Annotated in this window: 14 protein-coding genes; 4 read left to right on the forward strand and 10 right to left on the reverse strand. The window is 71.3% G+C overall.

What is annotated here, in order from left to right; all coding sequences use genetic code 11:
- Positions 1–69 precede the first annotated feature (69 nt).
- Positions 70–1356: a tRNA guanosine(34) transglycosylase Tgt gene (gene tgt, locus D8M39_RS01570; protein WP_126874251.1), complete on the reverse strand. Its 1287-nt coding sequence runs from the start codon at positions 1354–1356 to the stop codon at positions 70–72.
- An 84-nt stretch (positions 1357–1440) separates the two neighbouring features.
- On the opposite strand from tgt, the gene D8M39_RS01575 reads away from it, so the two are divergent.
- Positions 1441–1698 carry a hypothetical protein gene (locus D8M39_RS01575; protein WP_126874252.1) on the forward strand — a complete coding sequence of 86 codons (258 nt, stop codon included), beginning with the start codon at positions 1441–1443 and terminating at the stop codon, positions 1696–1698.
- Positions 1699–1755: 57 nt separating this feature from the next.
- Here D8M39_RS01575 and D8M39_RS01580 read toward each other — a convergent pair whose 3' ends face one another.
- From D8M39_RS01580 to D8M39_RS01590, 3 genes are all read right to left on the reverse strand, one after another.
- On the reverse strand, positions 1756–2553 hold the full coding sequence (locus D8M39_RS01580) for an IclR family transcriptional regulator (protein ID WP_126874253.1): 798 nt from the start codon (positions 2551–2553) through the stop codon (positions 1756–1758).
- Between the two features lie 98 nt (positions 2554–2651).
- Positions 2652–3926: a M24 family metallopeptidase gene (locus D8M39_RS01585; RefSeq protein WP_055086270.1), complete on the reverse strand. Its 1275-nt coding sequence runs from the start codon at positions 3924–3926 to the stop codon at positions 2652–2654.
- Positions 3927–4058: 132 nt separating this feature from the next.
- On the reverse strand, positions 4059–5396 hold the full coding sequence (locus D8M39_RS01590) for an MFS transporter (protein ID WP_055086272.1): 1338 nt from the start codon (positions 5394–5396) through the stop codon (positions 4059–4061).
- Positions 5397–5672: 276 nt separating this feature from the next.
- On the opposite strand from D8M39_RS01590, the gene D8M39_RS01595 reads away from it, so the two are divergent.
- Entirely contained in the window at positions 5673–6755 is a 1083-nt protein-coding gene (locus D8M39_RS01595) for an FUSC family protein (RefSeq protein WP_055086275.1), read from the forward strand.
- 7 nt (positions 6756–6762) lie between these two features.
- On the opposite strand, the gene D8M39_RS01600 is transcribed toward D8M39_RS01595, so the two are convergent.
- The 3 genes from D8M39_RS01600 to idi all read right to left on the reverse strand — a co-directional run bounded on the left by D8M39_RS01600 (position 6763) and on the right by idi (position 9515).
- Positions 6763–7305 carry an NUDIX hydrolase family protein gene (locus D8M39_RS01600; RefSeq protein WP_055086277.1) on the reverse strand — a complete coding sequence of 181 codons (543 nt, stop codon included), beginning with the start codon at positions 7303–7305 and terminating at the stop codon, positions 6763–6765.
- Positions 7306–7367: 62 nt separating this feature from the next.
- On the reverse strand, positions 7368–8552 hold the full coding sequence (locus D8M39_RS01605; protein WP_055086279.1) for a glycoside hydrolase family 76 protein: 1185 nt from the start codon (positions 8550–8552) through the stop codon (positions 7368–7370).
- A 420-nt stretch (positions 8553–8972) separates the two neighbouring features.
- Positions 8973–9515 carry an isopentenyl-diphosphate Delta-isomerase gene (idi, locus tag D8M39_RS01610; protein ID WP_055085530.1) on the reverse strand — a complete coding sequence of 181 codons (543 nt, stop codon included), beginning with the start codon at positions 9513–9515 and terminating at the stop codon, positions 8973–8975.
- 75 nt (positions 9516–9590) lie between these two features.
- Between idi and D8M39_RS01615 the strand changes: the two genes are divergently transcribed.
- Both D8M39_RS01615 and D8M39_RS01620 read left to right on the forward strand, forming a co-directional pair.
- The gene (locus D8M39_RS01615; protein ID WP_238693902.1) at positions 9591–10601 is read left to right on the forward strand and encodes a pseudouridine synthase; all 1011 of its coding nucleotides are present in this window, start codon (positions 9591–9593) and stop codon (positions 10599–10601) included.
- A 233-nt stretch (positions 10602–10834) separates the two neighbouring features.
- Positions 10835–11854 carry a CAP domain-containing protein gene (locus D8M39_RS01620; protein WP_055085532.1) on the forward strand — a complete coding sequence of 340 codons (1020 nt, stop codon included), beginning with the start codon at positions 10835–10837 and terminating at the stop codon, positions 11852–11854.
- Between the two features lie 206 nt (positions 11855–12060).
- Here the strand turns inward: D8M39_RS01620 and D8M39_RS01625 are convergent, their stop codons facing one another.
- The 3 genes from D8M39_RS01625 to D8M39_RS01635 all read right to left on the reverse strand — a co-directional run bounded on the left by D8M39_RS01625 (position 12061) and on the right by D8M39_RS01635 (position 19483).
- A complete protein-coding gene (locus tag D8M39_RS01625; RefSeq protein WP_055085534.1) occupies positions 12061–13158 on the reverse strand; it encodes a DNA-formamidopyrimidine glycosylase family protein in 1098 nt (365 codons plus the stop codon).
- A gap of 282 nt (positions 13159–13440) precedes the next feature.
- Positions 13441–18720, reverse strand: coding sequence for a DEAD/DEAH box helicase (locus tag D8M39_RS01630; protein WP_126874255.1), 5280 nt, complete (start codon positions 18718–18720; stop codon positions 13441–13443).
- Entirely contained in the window at positions 18710–19483 is a 774-nt protein-coding gene (locus D8M39_RS01635) for a DUF4232 domain-containing protein (RefSeq protein ID WP_055085538.1), read from the reverse strand. The genes D8M39_RS01630 and D8M39_RS01635 overlap by 11 nt, the downstream gene beginning before the upstream one ends.
- Between the last annotated feature and the right edge of the window lie 8 nt (positions 19484–19491).

Consider the following 19491-nt stretch of genomic DNA (forward strand, 5'->3'; position numbering starts at 1 on the left):
TGATATCCGCCGTGGTCATGGGGACGGCGTGCGCGACGTGCGGGGGTGGGCCCCGCGGCGTCGTCGTCCTCAGATGTTCGGCTGGGTCGTGCCGTAGTAGCTGCCCAGAAACTCGTCCCGGTACTCGAAGTAGGTGCCGTCGTCGATGGCCGCGCGGGCCCCGGCCACGAGGTCCAGGACGAAGCGCTCGTTGTGGATGGACGCCAGGGTGGCGGCGTTGCGCTCCTTGGACTTGAACAGGTGCCGCAGGTAGGCACGCGTGTAGTGCGTGCACGTGTAGCAGGGGCACGTGTCCGAGATGGGGGTGAAGTCCCGCTTGAAGCGGATGTTCGTGAGGTTGAACCGGCCCGTGGGCGAGTAGACGGCCGAGGAGCGGGCCACTCGGGTGGGGGAGACGCAGTCGAAGGTGTCCACCCCGTTGTCGATCGCGGTGAAGATGTCGTCCGGCTCGGAGATGCCCAGCAGGTGCTTGGGGGTGTTCTCCGGCAGCTCCTCCGTGCACCAGCGCACGATCGTACCCAGCTGCGACTTCTCCAGTGCGCCGCCGATCCCGAAGCCGTCGAAGCCCATCCCGGAGAGGTCCCGGCACGCCTGGCGGCGCAGGTCCTCGTACTGCGCGCCCTGAATGACGCCGAACAGCGCCTGGTAGGGCTTGTGGGTGCGCTCCTGCGTGAGCCTGCGGTGCTCGGCGACGCAGCGCAGCGCCCACTTCCGGGTGCGCTCCAGGGCGGTCTCCTGGTACTCGCGGGTGTTGTGGAGGGTGGTGAGCTCGTCGAACGCGAACATGATGTCCGCGCCGATGTTGTGCTGCACCTGCATCGACACCTCGGGGGTGAAGCGGTGCAGGTCACCGTTGAGGTAGGACCGGAACCACACGCCGTCGTCGTCCACCCGCGCCATGCGCTTCTGGCCCGGCGCCATCTGCGAGTCTCCCAGGGGGCTCGCGCCGGTGGACATGTCGATGACCTTGCCCAGACCCGAGCCCAGGGACATCACCTGGAACCCGCCGGAGTCCGTGAAGGTGGGGCCCGGCCAGTTCATGAAGGTGCTGAGCCCGCCGGCCTCGTCCAGGACGTCGTCCCCGGGTTCGAGGAACAGGTGGTAGGCGTTCGCGAGCATCGCCTGCGCGCCCTCCGCCGCCATGGACTCGGGCAGCACGGCCTTCATCGCGGCCTGGGTGGCCACGGGGATGAACGCGGGCGTCTGGATCTGACCGTGCGGCGTGGTGATGGTTCCGGTGCGCGCCTGGAACTGCCCGCCGTTCTCGCGGATCCGCGCCTCCGGTACACCCTTGCCGTCACGCAGACGGGTGTGGAACTGGAAGCTGAACGCGGGAACGGAGTCTGGGGAAGGCACACCACCATTGTGCCGGACCGCGGAATCCCCATGGTGCCGCTTCCGGCGTGACGACGCTGATCCCGCAGAACAATCCCTGGTGCATTGCCGGTGCATCCCGCCACCGGCCTCCCATCGCTGTCCCTCGCACGGCCGCTGACGGCACTCCACGAACACCCCCGAGTCGATTTCCTGACGGATTCGCCGCCCTACACGCAGGTCGGCCTTGAAACTCTCAGGGGCCGTCGTCAGGTCACGGACGAATACCTCGTCACACTGGCCGCACTTGCCGGGGTGGAGCTCGCAACCTTTGACCGGGCGCTGGGCGCGAGTCATCCGGAGCAGGTCACCCGTCTGGACTGACTGCGGGCCACCCGGTCCCTCGGGGAGCACCGGATTGTGGCCAGCAAGGCGAGGGCGTCAGCCGCCGTGCGAGGCGTGTCCCAGCCGCTGGGACACCTCGTCCGCCGCGGCGGTGCACGCCGCCGCGATCTGCTCCACCTGGTCCTCCGTGACGCGGTAGCGCGGTGCCGCGATGATCACGGCGGCCACGAGCTCGTCCCGGTGGTCGAAGACGGGCGCGGCCACGCCCACCTCGTCCACGCGGGTCTTGCCGTAGTTCACGGCCACCCCGGTCGCGCGCCCCTCGGCGAGGCTCTCCAGGTAGCCGGCGACGGCGTCGTCGGCCGTGGAGTGGTGGGTCACGGTGCCCGCGAGCAGCAGCGCGCGGACCCGTTCCGCCGGCTGGTGCGCCAGGAAGACCTGCACGGAGGAGCTCAGGGCGGTGTCGTACCGGGTGCCGAGCGGGATGGTGTGCCGGATCTCCTGCGGGCTGGGGATCTGCTCCACGCACACGGTCTCGGAGCCGTTCCAGACCACCAGGGCGCTGGTCTCCCCCGTCTGCTCGGTGAGCTCCTGCAGCACGGGGTAGGCCACGCGGCGCTCGTCGAGATCGGCCAGCAGCGGCCCGGCCAGCGTGATCAGTCCGAGTCCCAGCCCGTAGCGCCGGGTCTGCGGGTCTCGCTCCACCAGGTGCTCCTGCTCGAGGGTCGCCAGGATGCGGGACACGGTGGACTTGTGCAGCCCGATCCTCCCGGCGATGTCCGTGACGCCGAGCAGGGGCTCGTCGTGGGAGAAGCAGCGCAGCACGCTGACGGCGTTGGCGATGACGGGGGTGGTGCGGGAGTCGGCTGCGGACTCGGATCTCGGGGGTGCCATAGGACTTCACATTCTCGCGCAGAGGGGACCGGTGCCGTGGCAGGCCGAGGGGGTGGCGCCGTGCGGTCACGGTGCCACCCCCGCGGTGGTGCGGCCGACTAGGCCGGGATGATGTTGTGCTCAGGGCCGTACGGGAACTTGGTGATGTCCTCCGTGGTGTCCTCCCCGATCACCACGATGTCGTGCTCGCGGTAGCCTCCGGCACCGGGCTCGCCCTCCGGGATGGTGATCATCGGCTCCATGGATACCACCATGCCCGGTTCCAGGACGGTGTCGATGTCCTCGCGCAGCTCCAGTCCCGCCTCGCGGCCGTAGTAGTGGGAGAGCACGCCGAAGGAGTGGCCGTAGCCGAACGTGCGGTTGGCGAGCAGCCCGTGGGAGATGTAGATCTCGTTGAGCTCCGCGGCGATGTCCTTGCACACCGCACCCGGTTTGATGAGCTCCAGGCCCCGCTCGTGCACCTGCACGTTGATCTCCCACAGCTCGCGCGAGCGGGCGTCCGGCTCACCCAGGAACAGGGTGCGCTCCAGGGCCGTGTAGTAGCCGGAGGTCATGGGGAAGCAGTTCAGGGACAGGATGTCCCCGCGCCGCAGCTTCCTGGTGGTGGCCCAGTTGTGGGCGCCGTCCGTGTTGAGCCCGGACTGGAACCACACCCAGGTGTCCCGAACCTCGCGCAGGGGGAACGTCCGCGCGATCTCGTGCACCATGGCCTCCGTGCCGGCCAGTGCCACCTCGTACTCGCTCACCCCCTCGCGGATAGCCTCCCGGATGGCCTCGCCGCCGAGGTCCGCGATACGCGCACCGTGGGTGATGACCGCGATCTCCTCCGCGGACTTGATCATGCGCTGGCGCATGGCGTCCAGGGAGACGTCCACCAGCTCGGCGTCCGGGAACGCATCCTGGATGCGTTGACGGTTGAGCAGGGGCAGGGCGTCGTCCTCCACACCGATCCGCCGCGCTGTCACGTTGCGCTGGCGCAGCACCTCCTGCAGTGCGAAGTAGTAGTTGTCCCGGCGCCAGTCCGTGTAGATCACGTTCTCGCCGTAGCTGGTGCGCCACGGCATGCCGGCGTCGATGTTCGCGGTCACCGTGACCGAGTCCAGTGCGGTCACCACGAGCGCGTAGCTGCGGCCGAACGTGGTGAACAGGAAGTCCGAATAGTACTTGATGCCGTGGTAGCTGGTGAGGATCACGGCGTCGATCTGCCGGGCGGCCATGATCGCGCGCAGTCCGGCCAGGCGGCGCTCGAACTCGGCGTCCGAGAAGGTCAGCTGCTCCTTCTCGCCGTTGTGCATGACCTTCAGGCGGGCCAGCTCGGAGACGTCGGTGGCTTCCGTCGTGCGCGTGGCTTCGGTGGCGGGTGAGGTGTTCATGATCCTCCTTGGTGGTGTGCTGTCGTGTTCTGGTGGGGTGGTCGTTCTCGCCTGGACGGGGGACTTCTCGGGCGGGGTGGCGGGTGAGGCGGGGGACGACGACGCCGCGCGGCGTCGCCCCCGGTATGGCGGTCAGTCGGTCAGGGGCTTGTCGCACGTCTCGTGGGAGAAGGCGACGGCGACGAGCGAGACTGCGGCGGCGACCATGAGGTACCAGGCCGGCGCGAGATCCGAGTCGAAGGCTGAGATCAGCAGCGTGGCCATGAAGGGGGCGGTGCCGCCGAAGACCGCGTTGGACAGGTTGAAGCTGACCGCGAAGCCGCTGTAGCGGATCCGGGTGGGGAACTGCTCGGCCAGGAAGCTGGGCAGAGTGCCGTCGTTGAGCGTGAGCATGGCCCCGAGGAGCACCTGAACGAGCAGCACCACCGCGAACGTGCCCTGGTCCAGGAGCATGAACAGCGGCACCGTGAAGAGGATGAAACAGATCCCTGCGGCCAGAAGCATCTTCTTGCGGCCGAAGCGGTCCGAGGCCAGGCCGGTGAGGAAGATGAAACCGATGTAGGACAGCAGTGCCAGGGACGTGGCCAGGAAGGATTCCGTCTTGCCGAATCCGATCTCCTCGGAAAGGTACGTGGGCATGTAGCTGAGCAGCATGTAGAAGCCGACGGCGTTGAGCAGCACCGCGCCGCACGCCCGCAGCAGGGTGGCCCAGTGGTGGCGGAACATGTCCCTCACCGGGGCCTGGATGACCTCCTCATCCTTGGCGAGCTCCTGGAAGACCGGAGTGTCCTCGAGCTTGGTGCGCACGTAGCGCCCGATCAGGCCCATGGGGGCGGCCAGCAGGAACGGGATGCGCCAGCCCCACGAGTTCATCTGGTCCCCGGAGAGCAGCGCGGACAGTGCGGCCACGAACAGCGAGCCGAACAGCAGACCGGCTGCGGTGCTGGCCGGAACCACGGCGGCGTAGATTCCGCGCCGGTTGGACGGGGCGTACTCGACCAGGAACGCGGAGGCGCCAGCGTACTCGCCCGCCGCGGAGAAGCCCTGGACGATGCGCACGATCAGCAGCAGGATCGGGGCGAAGATGCCGATGCTCGCATGGCCGGGGATCAGGGCCATGCAGAACGTGGCGCCCGTCATGATCAGGATGGACAGCGAGAGCGCGGTGCGCCGGCCCAGCTTGTCGCCCAGGTGGCCCCAGAAGAAGCCACCCAGGGGCCGCACGAAGAACGAGATGGCGAACAGCGCGAACGTGGCCAGAAGCGCCGTCTGCGGATCGGAGTCCGGGAAGAACACGACGGCGATGGTCGCGGCCAGGTAGCCGTAGATCGCGTAGTCGAACCACTCCACGAAGTTGCCGATGAAGCTCGCGGAGATCACGCGGCGTCGGGTGGCGGCCGAGACCGGGGCAGACGGCGCCTCGGGACTCCCCGCCGCGGGCGCGGGTTGGGCTGTGGCTTCGTGGGTCATGGGTCCCCCAGGGTGTGATGTTGCAATGTCTGCAACGCGGTTGCTTCAAAGTAGTAGTGGCCGATCGTTCCGTCAAGGGGTAGAGCTCTGTCTGCTTGCCGGATCGAGAGCGGGTGAGCGGCCTACTCCTCACAGAACACGCGTGTCGTTACGGTCGTGTTGCAACACCGTTGCGAGCGAGGGAACGATTTCCTGGGTGGGTGCGGACGGGGGGACGCATCTGAGGGAGAATGGGGCGTCCCCGTGTCACCCCGTGGAAAAGGCGCTCCAGCACACGTGAGTCAGATTTCCGAGTTCTTCACGATCCAGCCGTCCCAGCGCGACCACGTCCCGGCGGTGCGGATCGCCCTGTCGGTGGCGATCCCCCTGCTGGTGCTGCTGCTCGTGGATCGTACGGACCTGGCCATCTACGCGGCGTTCGGGGCCTTCACCTCCATCTACGCGCGCAACGAACCCGCCCGCGCACGTGCGGCACACCAGTCCTGGGCGGGTCTGCTGGTGGTGCTGTGCGTGATGCTGGGTGCTCTGCTGTCGGACGTGGGGGCACCGGAGCCTGCGGTGCTGGCCGTCACGGCGGTCGTGGCCGGGGTGGGTGCGCTGCTTGCGGCATACCTCACGCTCAAGCCGGCGGGCTCGCTGTTCTTCATCTTCGCGACGGGGGCGATCGGCACGCTGCCCGACGCGGCCCCCGTGTGGCAGGCCGGTGTGGTTGCCGCCGTCTCCGCAGCACTGTCCGTGGGCCTCGGTGCCGCTTTCACCCTCGTGGGCGAGGGCGTGCGGGGCCCCGTCGCACCCGTTCCTGCGCACCACGGCCTGAGCTGGGCGCAGCTGTGGGCCCACGCCGGGCGGTTCTTCGTAGCCACGGGCCTGGCCGCGCTGCTGGGCAGCCTGAGCGGACTCTCCCACAGCTACTGGGCCATGGTGGCGGCCGCGGCCCCAATTGCCGCGCCGGACCTCACCGCCCGCACCCTGCGCGCGGTGCACCGCGTGATTGGCACCCTGGGAGGTGTGGGGGTCACCGCGTTCCTGCTGTCCCTGCAACTGCAGAGCTGGCACATCGTGGTGTTCGTGATCCTGCTGCAGTTCCTCGCGGAGCTGTTCGTGGGGCGCAACTACTCCGTGGCGCTTCTGTTCATCACCCCGCTGGCCCTGCTGATGACCGAGCTCGCGAACCCTGGCGGGGCGTCCTCGCTGCTGCAGGCACGCGCGGTGGAGACGGTCATCGGTGCCGCGTGCGGACTCGCTGTGGTCTACGTGTTCCGATCACGCGAGGAGCGCATCGCGGACACGCAGGCCCTGCCGCTCATCCGGCAGGCCACTGGAATGATGCCCAGGGTCCCGACGCGGGACGAAGACTGAGAAGGCCTCAGCGGCCCCAGCCGGCGTGGGCGATGGCCTGGCGGATGAGGTCCTCGCGGCCGCCCTCGAACTCATCCTGGACGTCCAGCGAGAGGGCCTCGTCCGGGGTCATCCACGAGAGCTGCAGCGCGTCCTGGCGGGGCTCGCACTCACCGCGCACGGGGATGATGTAGCTCAGCGCCACGGCGTGCTGGCGGTCGTCGGTCAACCCCGTCTCGGACGGGGACGGGAAGAACTCCGAGACCGCGAACGGCACCGTGGTGGAGGGCATCTGCGGCATCGCCAGGCGCCCGAGGTCCTTCTCCAGGTGGCGCAGCAGCGCGGCGCGCACCGTCTCTCGGTACATCACACGCCCGGAGACGAACGTGCGCACCATGCGGCCTTCGTCGTTGGCGGTGAGCAGCAGCCCGATCTCAGAGAGACACCCCAGTGGGTCCAGGCGCACGGGAATGGCCTGGACGTACACGATGGGCAGCGTGGCGCGTGCTCGGTTGAGGTCCTCTTCGCTGAGCCAACCAGGGTTCGGGTCCGGTGTGCGTACTGAACTCATGAGTCGTTTCTACCCTCGTCACACCCTTTCGGGCCAGAGCGGATTCGCGTGCCGCGCCGGGTTCAGCGGTCAGCCGAAAGCGCCGCGGCCTCGAGGACCGTCCACGCCTGCACCTGGGTGCTCAGCTCCACGGGGGCTCCGGTGCGCTGGGTGTCGTTCGCGTGGCGGGAGGGCTCCGGGGAGAACACGGCCACCGTCTCGTGATCCACGGTCTGCGCGGTGACGCCGGGCCGGGAGAAGTCCACGTCCGGGTCGAACTCACGGCGGCCGTCCCACAGGGCGTCGGCGGTGGCGGCGACGAGCGCGCGAGCAGTCATGCGCGCTGTCGGCTCCAGCTGCGACGACGCCGCCGCCTCGCCCAGGTAACGCGCCAGGATCCCGGTGAACAGCCCGGCGTCTCCACCGCCCTGGCCCTTCAGGACGGGCAGGCCGTGCGGTCCCTCGACGGTGAACTCGCGGGCCGCCCCGTGGACGAGGCGTGCCGCACGGTCCAACCACAGCTTCCGCTGCGCCGGGTCCGTCACGTGCTGCGCGAGTTCGAGCGCCGCACCCAGGACCGGTCCACTGTTGTACGTGTACACGTGCGGGTCCACGGCGGTCGTCTCCGTGCCGGAGCCCGCCGCGATCAGCCGGACACCGTCCAGGAACACGCCGCGCTCGGCGTCGAAGAGCGTGTCGAAGAGCCACATCAGCAGGGCGTGGGCCTCCTCGACGCGGTGCATCCGCAGGAAGCTCAGCGCCACCGGCGCCGTGGACGCGGTGTTCTTGTAGTCGCGGGTCGTGTTCCACCACGAGCCGCCGCCCAGATTCTCGTCGCACCCCGCCTCGAGTCGCCTGGCCAGCGCCACGCCGTCGTCCTTCACCGTGCGCGTGGTGCGGCCCGTGGCCGCGACGTCCTCGTGGCGCAGCCTGCCCAGCGCGAGGGACAGCCAGGCCATGTCGTCGAAGAACACGTTGTTCGTCACCCGGCCGCCGCTGTGCACGGCGATGCCCCGCAGCAGCTGGTGCGCGCGGGAGCGGGCCCAGGCGGCGGCGTCGGCGTGAGCGGCACGGCGCTCGCGGGCGGCGGCGTCCAGGAACGCCTCCATGAGGTGCGCCTGCCACCAGTAGTGCCAGGGGCCGCGACGCGGGTGCGGGAATGCGACGGCGCCCAGGTACGTGCCCGGCACGCGGAACGCCCGGGAGCCGAAGAGGTGGTCCACGGAGTGGGCGGCCTTGGCGGCCCGGTGGGCGGGGGACTCGGACATGGCGGGGCTCCTGCGACGGCGGACGGGGTGTCCCAGAAGCCTACCGGGCGCCGCTGCGGGGGGGGGGGGGGGAGCTCAACGCATTCGGTTGGAAGGCCAAGTGGTACCTCCAGGACACCCTGGAGGAGGCCGGGATCGAGTACCGCAAGGGTCGGCTGCCGCCGCGTCCCTTCGTGGAGGTGGACGGGATGCTCTACACCGGGCAGACCCCCCAGTCCGCGGACGCGCTCGCCGCGCGGATCCTCGCGGACTTCTCACGAGAGCACGCGCGGGACGCGCGGGCAGTCCGGCTCGTAGCCCAGGCTGGTGGTGCAGCCGGGATGTGGGTAGCGCGGGCTGTCGGCGGACGAGGACGGCGTGGCGTCGCGGCGTCGTCGCGCCCTTCAGACCAGAGCGCTCTGCCAGCTCGGCGCTGCCGCCTCAGGCCAGCGCGGCCCGCAGCAGGGGGTCCGCGACCTGCTCCGCGAGCCATGGGCTGAACGCGAAGGGGGCGTCCGCCACTGCGCTCGCGAGGCGGGCCGGGTCCACCCAGGCGTACTCGACGACCTCCGCGGCGGCGGGCTCTGGCTCGGCATCGGTGAGGCACACGTAGACCGGGCAGAACTCGTTCTCCACGATCCCGGAGGCGTCCGTGGCGCGGTAGCTGAACTGCGGCAGGATCACCGCGAGGTCCCGGACCTCCATCCCGAGTTCCTGGCGGGCCCTGCGGGCGATCGCGTCCTGGAACGGCTCGTCTGGGCCGGGGTGGCCGCAGAAGCTGTTGGTCCACACGCCGGGCCAGGTGCGCTTGTCCAGCGCGCGGCGGGTGACCAGCACCTGGCCGTCCGTGTTGAGCACGTGGCACGAGAACGCGAGGTGCAGCGGGGTGTCCTCTGTGTGGACCTGCGACTTCAGGGCCGTGCCGATCGGGTGGTGCTGGTCGTCCAGGAGCACCACGTGCTCCGGGCTGCTCTGCTCGTTCACGAGGCCACCTCACGGTCGTGTGCTAGTTTCCAGCCCATGGTATCGGCAGGGGGAAGGCGTTCCGGGAGGCGCCGCGTGGCCCCTCCGCTTCGCACGGTCCGCGGAGTGGGCCCCACCCGGGTGCGGATGCCGGGCCCGGGCGCCCCCGACCCGGTTCTGGCGGCCTGCGGGGTGCCGGCCACGGCTGTCGAGTACGTCGCCGCCCGTTTCCCCGACGCCGCCGCCTGGTTCGCCGAGCAGGTGGCCGCCGGTCGTGTGGTCGGGGACGGCGGCGTCGTCGTGACCCCGGAAACGCCCTACGACCCCGGAGCGTCCGTGTGGTTCCACCGCCCCGTGCCGGACGAGGACGCCCCGCCCGTCACGCTGGAGGTGCTGTACGCGGACGAGTGGATCATCGCCGTGGACAAGCCGCACGGGCTGTGCAGCACGCCCAAGGGAGAGAACGTGCGCCGCTCGGTGGTGGTGGCCGCGCGCTGCCAGTTCCACAACGACGAGATCGCCGCCCTGCACCGCCTTGACCGCTCCACCGGAGGGGTGCTGCTGCTCTGCAGGCACGCCGAGGACCGGGGAGACTTCCACCGGATGTTCCAGGAGCGCACGGTGCGCAAGACCTACTGGGCCGTGGCCCGAGTGAACGACCGTGTGGACCGCGAGACGGTACGGGTGGAGTCGCGGATCCGCAAGATCCAGGGCGTGGTGCAGGCGTTCGAGGAGCCGGGCGAGGTCAACGCCGTCACGGACGTCCGGCTCGCGAAGCGCTTCACGGATGACGACGGCGAGTGGGGTCTCTACGAGGTGGCGCCCCTGACTGGGCGGACGCACCAGATCCGGGTGCACATGACGTCCCTGGGCCTGCCGCTGCGCGGAGACAAGCTCTACCCCGACCCTCGCGAGGACTTCGACGTGGAGGACCCGGACAACCCGCTGCAGCTGATCGCCCGGTCCATCGCGTTCACGCACCCCAGGACGGGGCGGGAGACGGTCGTCGAGTCGCGGCTGACCCCGAGCAGCCACGAGGCGTGGCGCAGGGGGCACGCGGCACTCGCGGAAGGGCCCCTGGGGATGCTTGGCAGGAATGCGTCGTAACTTTTCCGTTATGTTGTGATCTGTTGCATACGAATGCAGTTTCTGCGAGGTAGCGTTACCCGCGGGTCTTCCCCCCCTCATCGGGCCCACGTGCCGGAGATGCTGTACTCCTTCAGCTCCGGACGGCGCGCATCCGCCGCCACCAACTGTCCTCACCGTGTGCACCCGCGCGCTGCCCCGTGGCCAATTGTCACGGCGTCCTCGCGAGCGCCCACCCTGACGAAACGGGCCCCATGTCCTCTCTCAACTCCTGCCCGCGCCGTGCGCGGAACCCGCTGTCGGCCACCCTGTCCGGTACCCTCGCCGCGCTGCTGCTGGCCGTGGCCCTGCTGATCGCGGGGCTGAGCACCGCCGCACCCGCGAGCGCCGCCGGGAAGGACATCGTCACAGCGTCCGCGGCAACTCGTACCGCGGACGCCCAGAAGATGCTGTCGCTGATCAACGCGCACCGCGCGTCCAAGGGGCTGTCCCCCGTGAAGTACTCGGCGTCCCTGTCCGGAATCTCGCAGGGGCAGTCGGACCGGCTGGTCAAGCAGGAGGTCATCGACCACTCCAACACGTTCCTCACGGACCCGCGCGCCGGTTCCTACACGGCGGTGGGGGAGATCCACGCACTGTCCTGGCAGCACTCCGTGACCGATCTGGTGACGTGGTGGAAAGGCTCCACCGCGCACAACAAGGTGCTCACCGACCCCAAGATGCAGGTCATCGGCATCGGCCTCACCTACGTGGACGGGTCCCTGTCCGGCAATGGGCAGGGCTGGCGGCTCGTGGGCACCGTCGACTCCTACGGCTACGCGAACGGCGGGGGACCGGCGGATGCGCGCACCACCGTGGCGGGGGGCGCGTCCCAGCCCACGAAGGTGGCTCCCGCCGCTGCTGCTCCCGTGGTGAAGGGGTACACCGTGCGCGGCGGGATCAAGACCCGCTACACCGCGCTCGGTGGAGCAGCCGTCTTCGGCCAGCCGACCATGAACGAGCGCGGCGGACTGGTCCGCGGTGGCGTCTACCAGAACTTCCGCACCTCCACCGGAGCTGGCTACAAGTTCCTCTGGTCCTCCGCCAGCGGCGCACACGCGGTGAAGGAGAGCGGGGCCATCGGTCGGGCCTGGCAGAAGGCCGGGTACGAGCGGGGCTGGGGCTACCCCACCACCGAGGAGTACAGCGCCGGCAACGAGGTCCGGCAGCGGTTCTCCAACGGGTACGTGGCGCACTGGTCCCGCGTGACCGGGAAGACCTGGGTCACGCGCTGACGGCGGCAGCGGCAGCGGTGGCGCGGCCCGGTTGGTGACGACCCTGCCCGGTGTGCGACGTCGTTGGCCGCGGCTTCGGGACCCCGCCAGCCTGCTGCCTCAGCGGGAAGCGGGTCGCTTTGGCGAAGGCGTGGGGTCGCCGAGATCCCGTCGCCCGGAGCTTTCGGCGGGGCACGACGTCGTCGGCCGCAGCCCCGGGCGCCGCGTCAGCCCGCGACCTGGCACCGTGGACACCACGCGATGGTGCGCAGGTGCTGGACCGCAGTGCGTGAGGGTGCGGGATCTACGGTGAGCAGGGCGTCGTCGATCTCCCCGCGCTTGAGCTGCACCCCGCAGCGTCGGCACGGCTGACCATCCCTGCCGTAGGCCCAGAACAGGGGGCGGCCCTGCGGCGCCTGGCCCACGGTGGAGCGCATCGAGCGGTCCTTGTTCAGGTGCAGCAGCTTGTGGGCGAGCACGACGATCTCGCGCAGCCTGCCCTCCGGCAGGGAGTCCACCCGGGCCCACGGGTTGGTGCGGGTCATGAACAGCACCTCCACGCGGTAGACGTTGCCGATCCCCGCGAGGTTGCGCTGGTCCATCAGGGCGGTGCCGATCGCGCGGTCCGGCTGGGCGTTCAACCGTTCCAGGGCCTTCTCGAGGTCCCAGTCCGGGCCGAGGATGTCCGGGCCCAGGTAGCCCACGAGCTCCTGGTCCTCCAGCCGGGTGGGCACCAGGCGCACGTCCTTGACGTCGAAGCCCACGGCTTCCACGTCCTTGGTGCGCAGGATCGCGCGGATGGTGTGCGAGCCCTGCCCGACGGACACGTCGGCGCTGATCCGGGTGCGCGACTCGGCTGCGGAACGCACGCTGCCGCCTCGCCGGGCCTGTCCGCGCGGGCGGTAGGGGCTCGCGCCGGGCCGGCTCCGTTGCAGGCCGCCCCGCCCAGACGACGACGTCGCCCTGCCTGGTCCGCGTGCATCTGCGCCGCTCCTACCCGCGTCGGCTCCGCTGGTGCGGGGCTCCCCCAGGTGCCCGGCGTCGTCGTTGTGAGCCCTGTCGAAGACCCGCCACGTGCCGTCCATCATCAGGTGCGAGTGCAGGGTGAGGGGCTCGGCACCGGACTTCATCTCCTCAGTGTTCGGGGCGGCGGAGAGCCGGATCAGGATGTGCTTCCCGCGCGGCACCACCGCCACCACGGTGCGCCCGGAGACGTCCGAGGTGGCAAGGGCGGGCACCCGGAAGTCCGAACTCTCGATCACCGCACCCTCCAGCGCCTCGCGCAGCATCTTGCACTGGCGGTAGACGGAATCGCCTTCGGGCACGGGGCCTCCTGGGTTGTGGGTGTGGCGATCAGCGTACGTCGTGACTCCCCAAGCGTGGCCGAATGGCCCTTGTGGACGGCGGGGCCCGTGGTGTCGCGGATGGTCGATCCAGGCGTGCGGCCACCCCACGGATGGCGCGGATCACCGCGTCCTGCCGGCTGTTGCCGTCGGCCTACGCGAGGCCGGCGAGAACGTGCTCGTCCGTCAGTCGCAACGTCATGGCCATGAGGGCCATGGTGTCGGGGCGGTATCACCCTGGGGGGATAGGGACGACCGCAGAAGTCAGGACCTGCCCCCACCCACGGGCGCCCGCATCCGCACGCCCTTGGGGGTCTGGTAGAAGCCGCCCGCGAGCAGCCCGTCCCGCACCGCGGTGACCAGTTCCTCCGAGGAGAGCACCGAGTCCCCGTTGACCTTCTCCACCACCAGGGAGTCCACGGCCTTGCGCTGCACCAGACCGGCAACCGCCTCCGCCGCGAGGTGCAGCAGGCCCGCATCCGCGACGAACGCCAGCGCCGTCTTCCCACCGCGTTCCAGGTACAGGGTGAGCGCACCGTCCACGAGCACCACCACGGCACCGGCCTTGCGCCCCGGCCGGTGCTTCGTGCTGGACTCCAGCACCACCGCCTCCGGCCAGTCCAGTGCGGCGCCGTACGGGTTCGCGGGGTCCGTGGCCGCCAGGGCGAGGACCTGGGGCCCTGCCTTGCGGGCGGCGTCGTCGTCCGTGAAGCTGCGCAGCACGTCAACCGTTGCCGGTTGCGTGAACTGGGCGGCACCGAGACCCTCGATGAAGTAGCCGCGCCGCGCCCGCCCCGCGTCCTCCAGGGCACGCAGCACCTTGTAGACGGTCGAGAAACCGCCCGGCACGTCCTCCACCGACACGGGTCCGCGCGTGAGGATCCCGTAGCGGTCCAGCAGCAGCTCCGCCTGGGCCTGTGCCCGCACGGTGGAGTTCAGCGGCTCGGGGCGCAGCGCAGACCACCGGCCCGCCCTCGTGCGCTCCTCGCCGCCCCCGGAGGCACGCGCCACGCGCGTGCCGGACGGAGCCGCGTCGTCGGAGGAACCCGCGGGGTCGAAGCCGGCCGGACCACGACCCACCGCGCGCAACCGCGCCGCACCCCGGCGCCCGGCCGAGCGGGAACGCCCCGGCCGCTTGGGCGTCTTGTGCGCGGAGTGACCACCGGAGATCAGCGCGCGCACCGGGGCGTACGTGTCGTTGGTGATCAGCCCCGCCCACAGCAGGTTCCACAGCGCAGTGCGCAGGTGGGGCATGTCCACGCTCACGCCCGCGGCGGCGAGGGGCTGGATCAGCTGCCACGCGAAGTACGCGCCACCGCCCTGCAGGACCGTCAGCAGCTCCCGTTCGAGCGGAGAGTCCAGGGCTTCCGCGGTGGCGTCCAGCTGGGCGACGGGCGGCAGCGAGAGCTCCGCGGACTCGGCCAGGTGGAACGCCACCCAGCCGTCCTCACCACCCAGGGACCCGGCGCCGGAGAAGACGACCCCGCCCGTGGCCATGAGCTCGTCCAGCATGGGGGGCCGGTAGTCCACCACGCGCTGCGCGAGCACGAGCGGCTCCCACGCGGACGCCGGGATCGGCACCCCGGCAAGCTGGTCGATCACGGTGAGCACCCCGTCCAGCCCGCGCAGCTGGTGTCCCTTCACGGCGTGCTGCCACGCGGGCAGGAACGTGGCGTACGCCTGCGGGTCCACCGGCTCCACGTCCGCGCGCAGCGCCGCCAGCGAACGGCGCCGCAGGGTCCGCAGCACCTCGATGTCGCACCACTCCGAGTCCGACGCCGCCGGGTCACCGCTCGGACGGAACGCCCCCTCGCTCACGCGGCGCTGCCTGGCCAGGGACCGCAGGGCGGACTCCACCACGGCAGGGCCCAGGCTCAGGGCCTGCGCGGCCTCGGCCACACTGAACGGCCCGTGCGTCCGGGCGTACCGGGAGACGAGGTCCCCCACGGGATCCGCCACCGGTTCCAGGAACGCGAGCGGAACCCCCATGGGCAGGGGCTGACCGAGCGCGTCCCGCATCCGGGCGGCGTCCTCCACCGCGCAGTACACCTCGCGCCCGCCCACGCGCAGCACGATCGCGCGGTTGGTCTCCACGAGGGCGTCCAGCAGCTCGCGCGCGGCCTCCGGGGAGATTGCCCGGTACGCGGGGTCCTCGGCCCGCCCCGTGTCCTCCTCGTCCTCAGGGCCGCCCGACGCCGCCGTGTCACCCGGGCCGCCTTCGTCGCCGATCCGGGCGGACGCGGCGGTGCTCGCCGCCTCCAACGCCGCTGACGACGCCGCCTCCGACGCCTCGGTGCTGGGCGCCGGAGCGTCGGGGGGTGCAGCACCTGCCCCGGTGGAGGCGGACCCCGCGGCCGGCGACCCCGCAGGAACGGAACCGTCCCCGCGCAGGCGCAGGGCGGCGTCGTCGGCGGTCATGGGCCCGAGCAGGCGCAGCAGGTCCGCCGCGCCCTCCACCCCGCGCAGGCGGCGGTCGGGGGCGAGGCGCTGCAGCTGCAGGACGGTGGTCTCGATGACCTCGGGGTCCAGCAGCTCGCGCAGCTCGGCGCGGCCCAGCAGCTCGTTGAGCAGGGCGGGGTCCAGGGACAGCGCGGCGGCCTTGCGCTCGGCCAGGGGTGAGTCGCCCTCGTAGAGGAACTGCGCCACGTATCCGAACAGCAGGGTGCGCGCGAACGGCGAGGGGGAGTCCGTGGTGGTCTCCACCACCCGCAGCTTCCGCCCGGCCAGGTCCCGCTGCAGCTGGAGCAGGGCGGGGACGTCATACACGTCCTGGAGGCACTCGCGCACCGTCTCCAGGATGATCGGGAACTGCGGGTACTTCCGGGCCACGTCCAGCAGCTGGGCCGAGCGCTGGCGCTGCTGCCACAGGGGCGTGCGCTTGCCGGGATCGGCGCGCGGCAGCAGCAGGGCGCGCGCCGCGTTCTCCCGGAACCGGGACGCGAACAGCGCGGAACCGCCCACCTCCTCGGTGACGATCTGCTCGAGCTCCTCCGGCTCGAAGAGGAACAGCTCTGCACCGGGAGGCTCCTCGTCCGTGGCGGGCACGCGCAGCACGATGCCGTCGTCCGCGGCCTGCGCGGAGGCATCCAGGCCCCAGCGCTCGTCCAGCCGCGCGCGGACGGCCAGCGCCCACGGGCCGTGCACGGGCGTGCCGAACGGGCTGTGCAGCACCACGCGCCAGTCCCCGAGCTCGTCCCGGAACCGCTCCACCATGAGCGTGCGGTCGTCCGGCACGTGCTCGGTGGCCTCCCGCTGCTCCGCGAGGTAGGCCAGCAGGTTGTCCTGGGCCCACTCGTCCAGCCCGGACCCCGCCAGGCGCTCGCGGGCCTCGGCGTTCGCGGCACCGGCCAGCTCCCGGGTGAAGCGCCCGACGGCGCGCCCCAGCTCCACGGGCCGGCCCAGCCCGTCCCCGTGCCAGAACGGCAGCTTGCCCGGAACACCCGGCGCCGGGGCCACGACCACCCGGTTGTGGGTGATCTCCTCGATCCGCCAGCTGGAGGCGCCCAGCGCGATGATGTCCCCCACGCGGGACTCGTAGACCATCTCCTCGTCCAGCTCGCCCACGCGCTTGGGGGACTTGGAGTCCTGCTCACCCACCAGGAACACGGGGAACAGTCCCCGGTCCGGGATGGTGCCGCCGCTCGTGGTCGCCAGGCGCAGCGCTCCCGGGCGGGCCTGCAGCGTGCCCGTCTCGCGGTCCCACACCAGGCGCGGGCGCAGCTGGGCGAACTCGTCCGAGGGATACCGCCCGGCGAGCAGGTCCAGCACGGCGTCGTACGCGGAGTGCGGCAGGGAGCGGAACGGGGCGCTGCGGCGCACTGTGTCGTACCAGGCCTCCACGTCCACGTCCTCGGCGGCCACCGCGGAGACCGTCTGCTGGGCCAGGATGTCCAGGGGGTTGGCGGGCACTGAGAGCGGTTCCAGGTTTCCGGCGAGCATCTGCTCCGCGATCACCGCGGCGTCCCGCACGTCCCCGCGATGCTTGGGGTAGATCCGCCCGATCGACACCTCACCCACCTGGTGCCCGGCACGCCCCACGCGCTGCAGCCCGGAGGCCGCCGAGGGCGGGGACTCGATCTGGACCACCAGGTCCACGTGGCCCATGTCGATGCCCAGCTCCAGGGACGAGGTGGCCACCACGCACCGCAGCCGCCCGGTCTTGAGGTCCTCCTCGATCAGGCTGCGCTGGTCCTTGGACACCGAGCCGTGGTGGGCGCGCGCGAGCACCGGGGACGCGCCCTCGTGCCGGTTGCTCTGCCGGGGGATCGCGGCGTGTGGTGTGGGTCCGGGGGCGACGTCGCCCCCCTCGACAGCGATTCCCGCGGCCCGCCGCCCGCTCTCGACCAGCAGGCCGTTCAGTGCGTCGCCCACGGCCACGGGATCGCCGCCCTCGCGGTCATTCCCGCCGCCACCGCGAGCCTGCTCGGCGGCGTTCTCCAGACGGAACTCGTGGATCTCGTTGAGCCGCGCGGTCAGCTTCTCCGCGAGCCCGCGCGAGTTGGCGAAGACGATCGTGGAGCGGTGCGCCTCCACGAGGTCCACGATCCGCTCCTCCACGTGCGGCCAGATGGACGCGGTGGCCTGCTGCCCGGGGGCGTCCAGGTTCCCGTCCAGCGCGGCGGAACCACCCGCGGACGGCGACGCCGCCGCCCCGCCCAGCACGGTCATGTCCGGGATCGGCACGGAGACAGTGAGGTCCCACGTCTTCTCGGACGGGGGCCGCACCACGTCCACGGGCTGCGAACCGCCCAGGAACCCGGCCACGGTGTCCACCGGCTCCACGGTCGCCGAGAGCCCGATGCGCTGCGCGGGCCGCTCCAGCAGGTCGTCGAGGCGTTCGAGGCTCACCGCCAGGTGCGCGCCGCGCTTGGTGCCCGCCACGGCGTGGACCTCGTCGATGATCACCGTGTCCACGTGGCGCAGCGTCTCCCGCGCCTTGGACGTGAGCATGAGGTAGAGGGATTCCGGGGTGGTGATGAGGATGTCCGGCGGGTGGGCCAGCAGGGCGCGGCGGATCGCCTGCGGGGTGTCCCCGGAGCGCACGCCCACGGAGATCTCCGGGGGATCGCCCCCGGTGGCCTTCACAGCCTGGGTGATGCCGATCAGCGGCGCACGCAGGTTGCGCTCCACATCCACGCCCAGGGCCTTGAGCGGGGAGATGTAGAGCACCGTGGTGCGGTCCTCGTCTGGGAACTCCTCGCGGTCCGTGCCAGAAGGGGCGCGGAGCCGTGCGGGAGGGGTCTCGGGCGTTCCCGACGCTGTCCGCACACTGCCCGCGGGAACGGCACCAGACGCCGCGGTGTCGTCGTCGGAGGTGCCAGAGGGGAGTGCCGACGCGGACTTGGCGCCGAGCAGGCGGTCGATGGACCACAGGAACGCGGCCAGTGTCTTGCCGGAGCCGGTGGGGGCCACCACGAGGGCGTGGTGGCCCGCCGCCACGGCCTCCCATGCACCGCGTTGGGCGGCCGTGGGGCCGCCGAACGCGGCCCCGAACCACTGCGCGGTCGCAGGGGAGAAGAGGTTCAGAACCGGATCAGGACCCAAATGCCCTGACCTGCAGCTGGGAGACCTTCGGGTTGCCGCACGCCTGGCCCGGGTAGGAGAGGACCAGCGAGTCGTAGCTGCCCGGCGGGTAGACGCGCAGGCCCGTGACGTCCTGCGGGTTGCACACCTGCCCGACCACACCGGGCTGGGTGATCTGCAGACTGGACGTGGCCGAGGCGCCCGGCTGCAGCACGACGGCGCCCGCGCCGCCGGTCTCCTCGCGGGATGCGGGGGCACCCACCGCCGCACCGCTCGCGTTCACGAACGAGACGCCCGGGTAGCCGCTGAGTGTGCAGGGCGTGGAGCCGGTGTTGGTCAGGGTGACGCTCGCGATGACGTGGCCCGCCGCGCCCTGCTGGGGCGCCGCGGAACCGCTGAGCTGGCCCGCCGCGCACGTGCCCGCACCCGCCTGGGCGTCGGCCTTCTGCTGGTCGAACGGGCTGGCCGTGGGCATCCCGACCTCCGGAGCGGAGGCCCTGCGGGTCTCCTCCGGCTCGGACTGGGAGGCCTCGGCGGCCTGTGCAGTCTGCTCGGAGGACGACGGCGTGGGGGACGCCGAGCCGCTCGCGTCCGCGGCGCTGGGGGACGCGGAGCTCGGGGAGGTGCTGCTGCTCGGGGCCGCGGATCCGGACGAGTTCTCGGAGGGGGGGTCGTCCGAAGAGCCGCACGCGGAGAGCACGAGCAGCGCACTCAGCGCGGTCACGGCAAGCAGCGGACGGGTGGCTGAACGGGTGCCCCTGGGGGTGGGCGATGTGGTGATCATGGCAACAG

Source organism: Kocuria sp. HSID17590 (assembly GCF_003989485.1).
Lineage (GTDB): Bacteria > Actinomycetota > Actinomycetes > Actinomycetales > Micrococcaceae > Kocuria > Kocuria salsicia.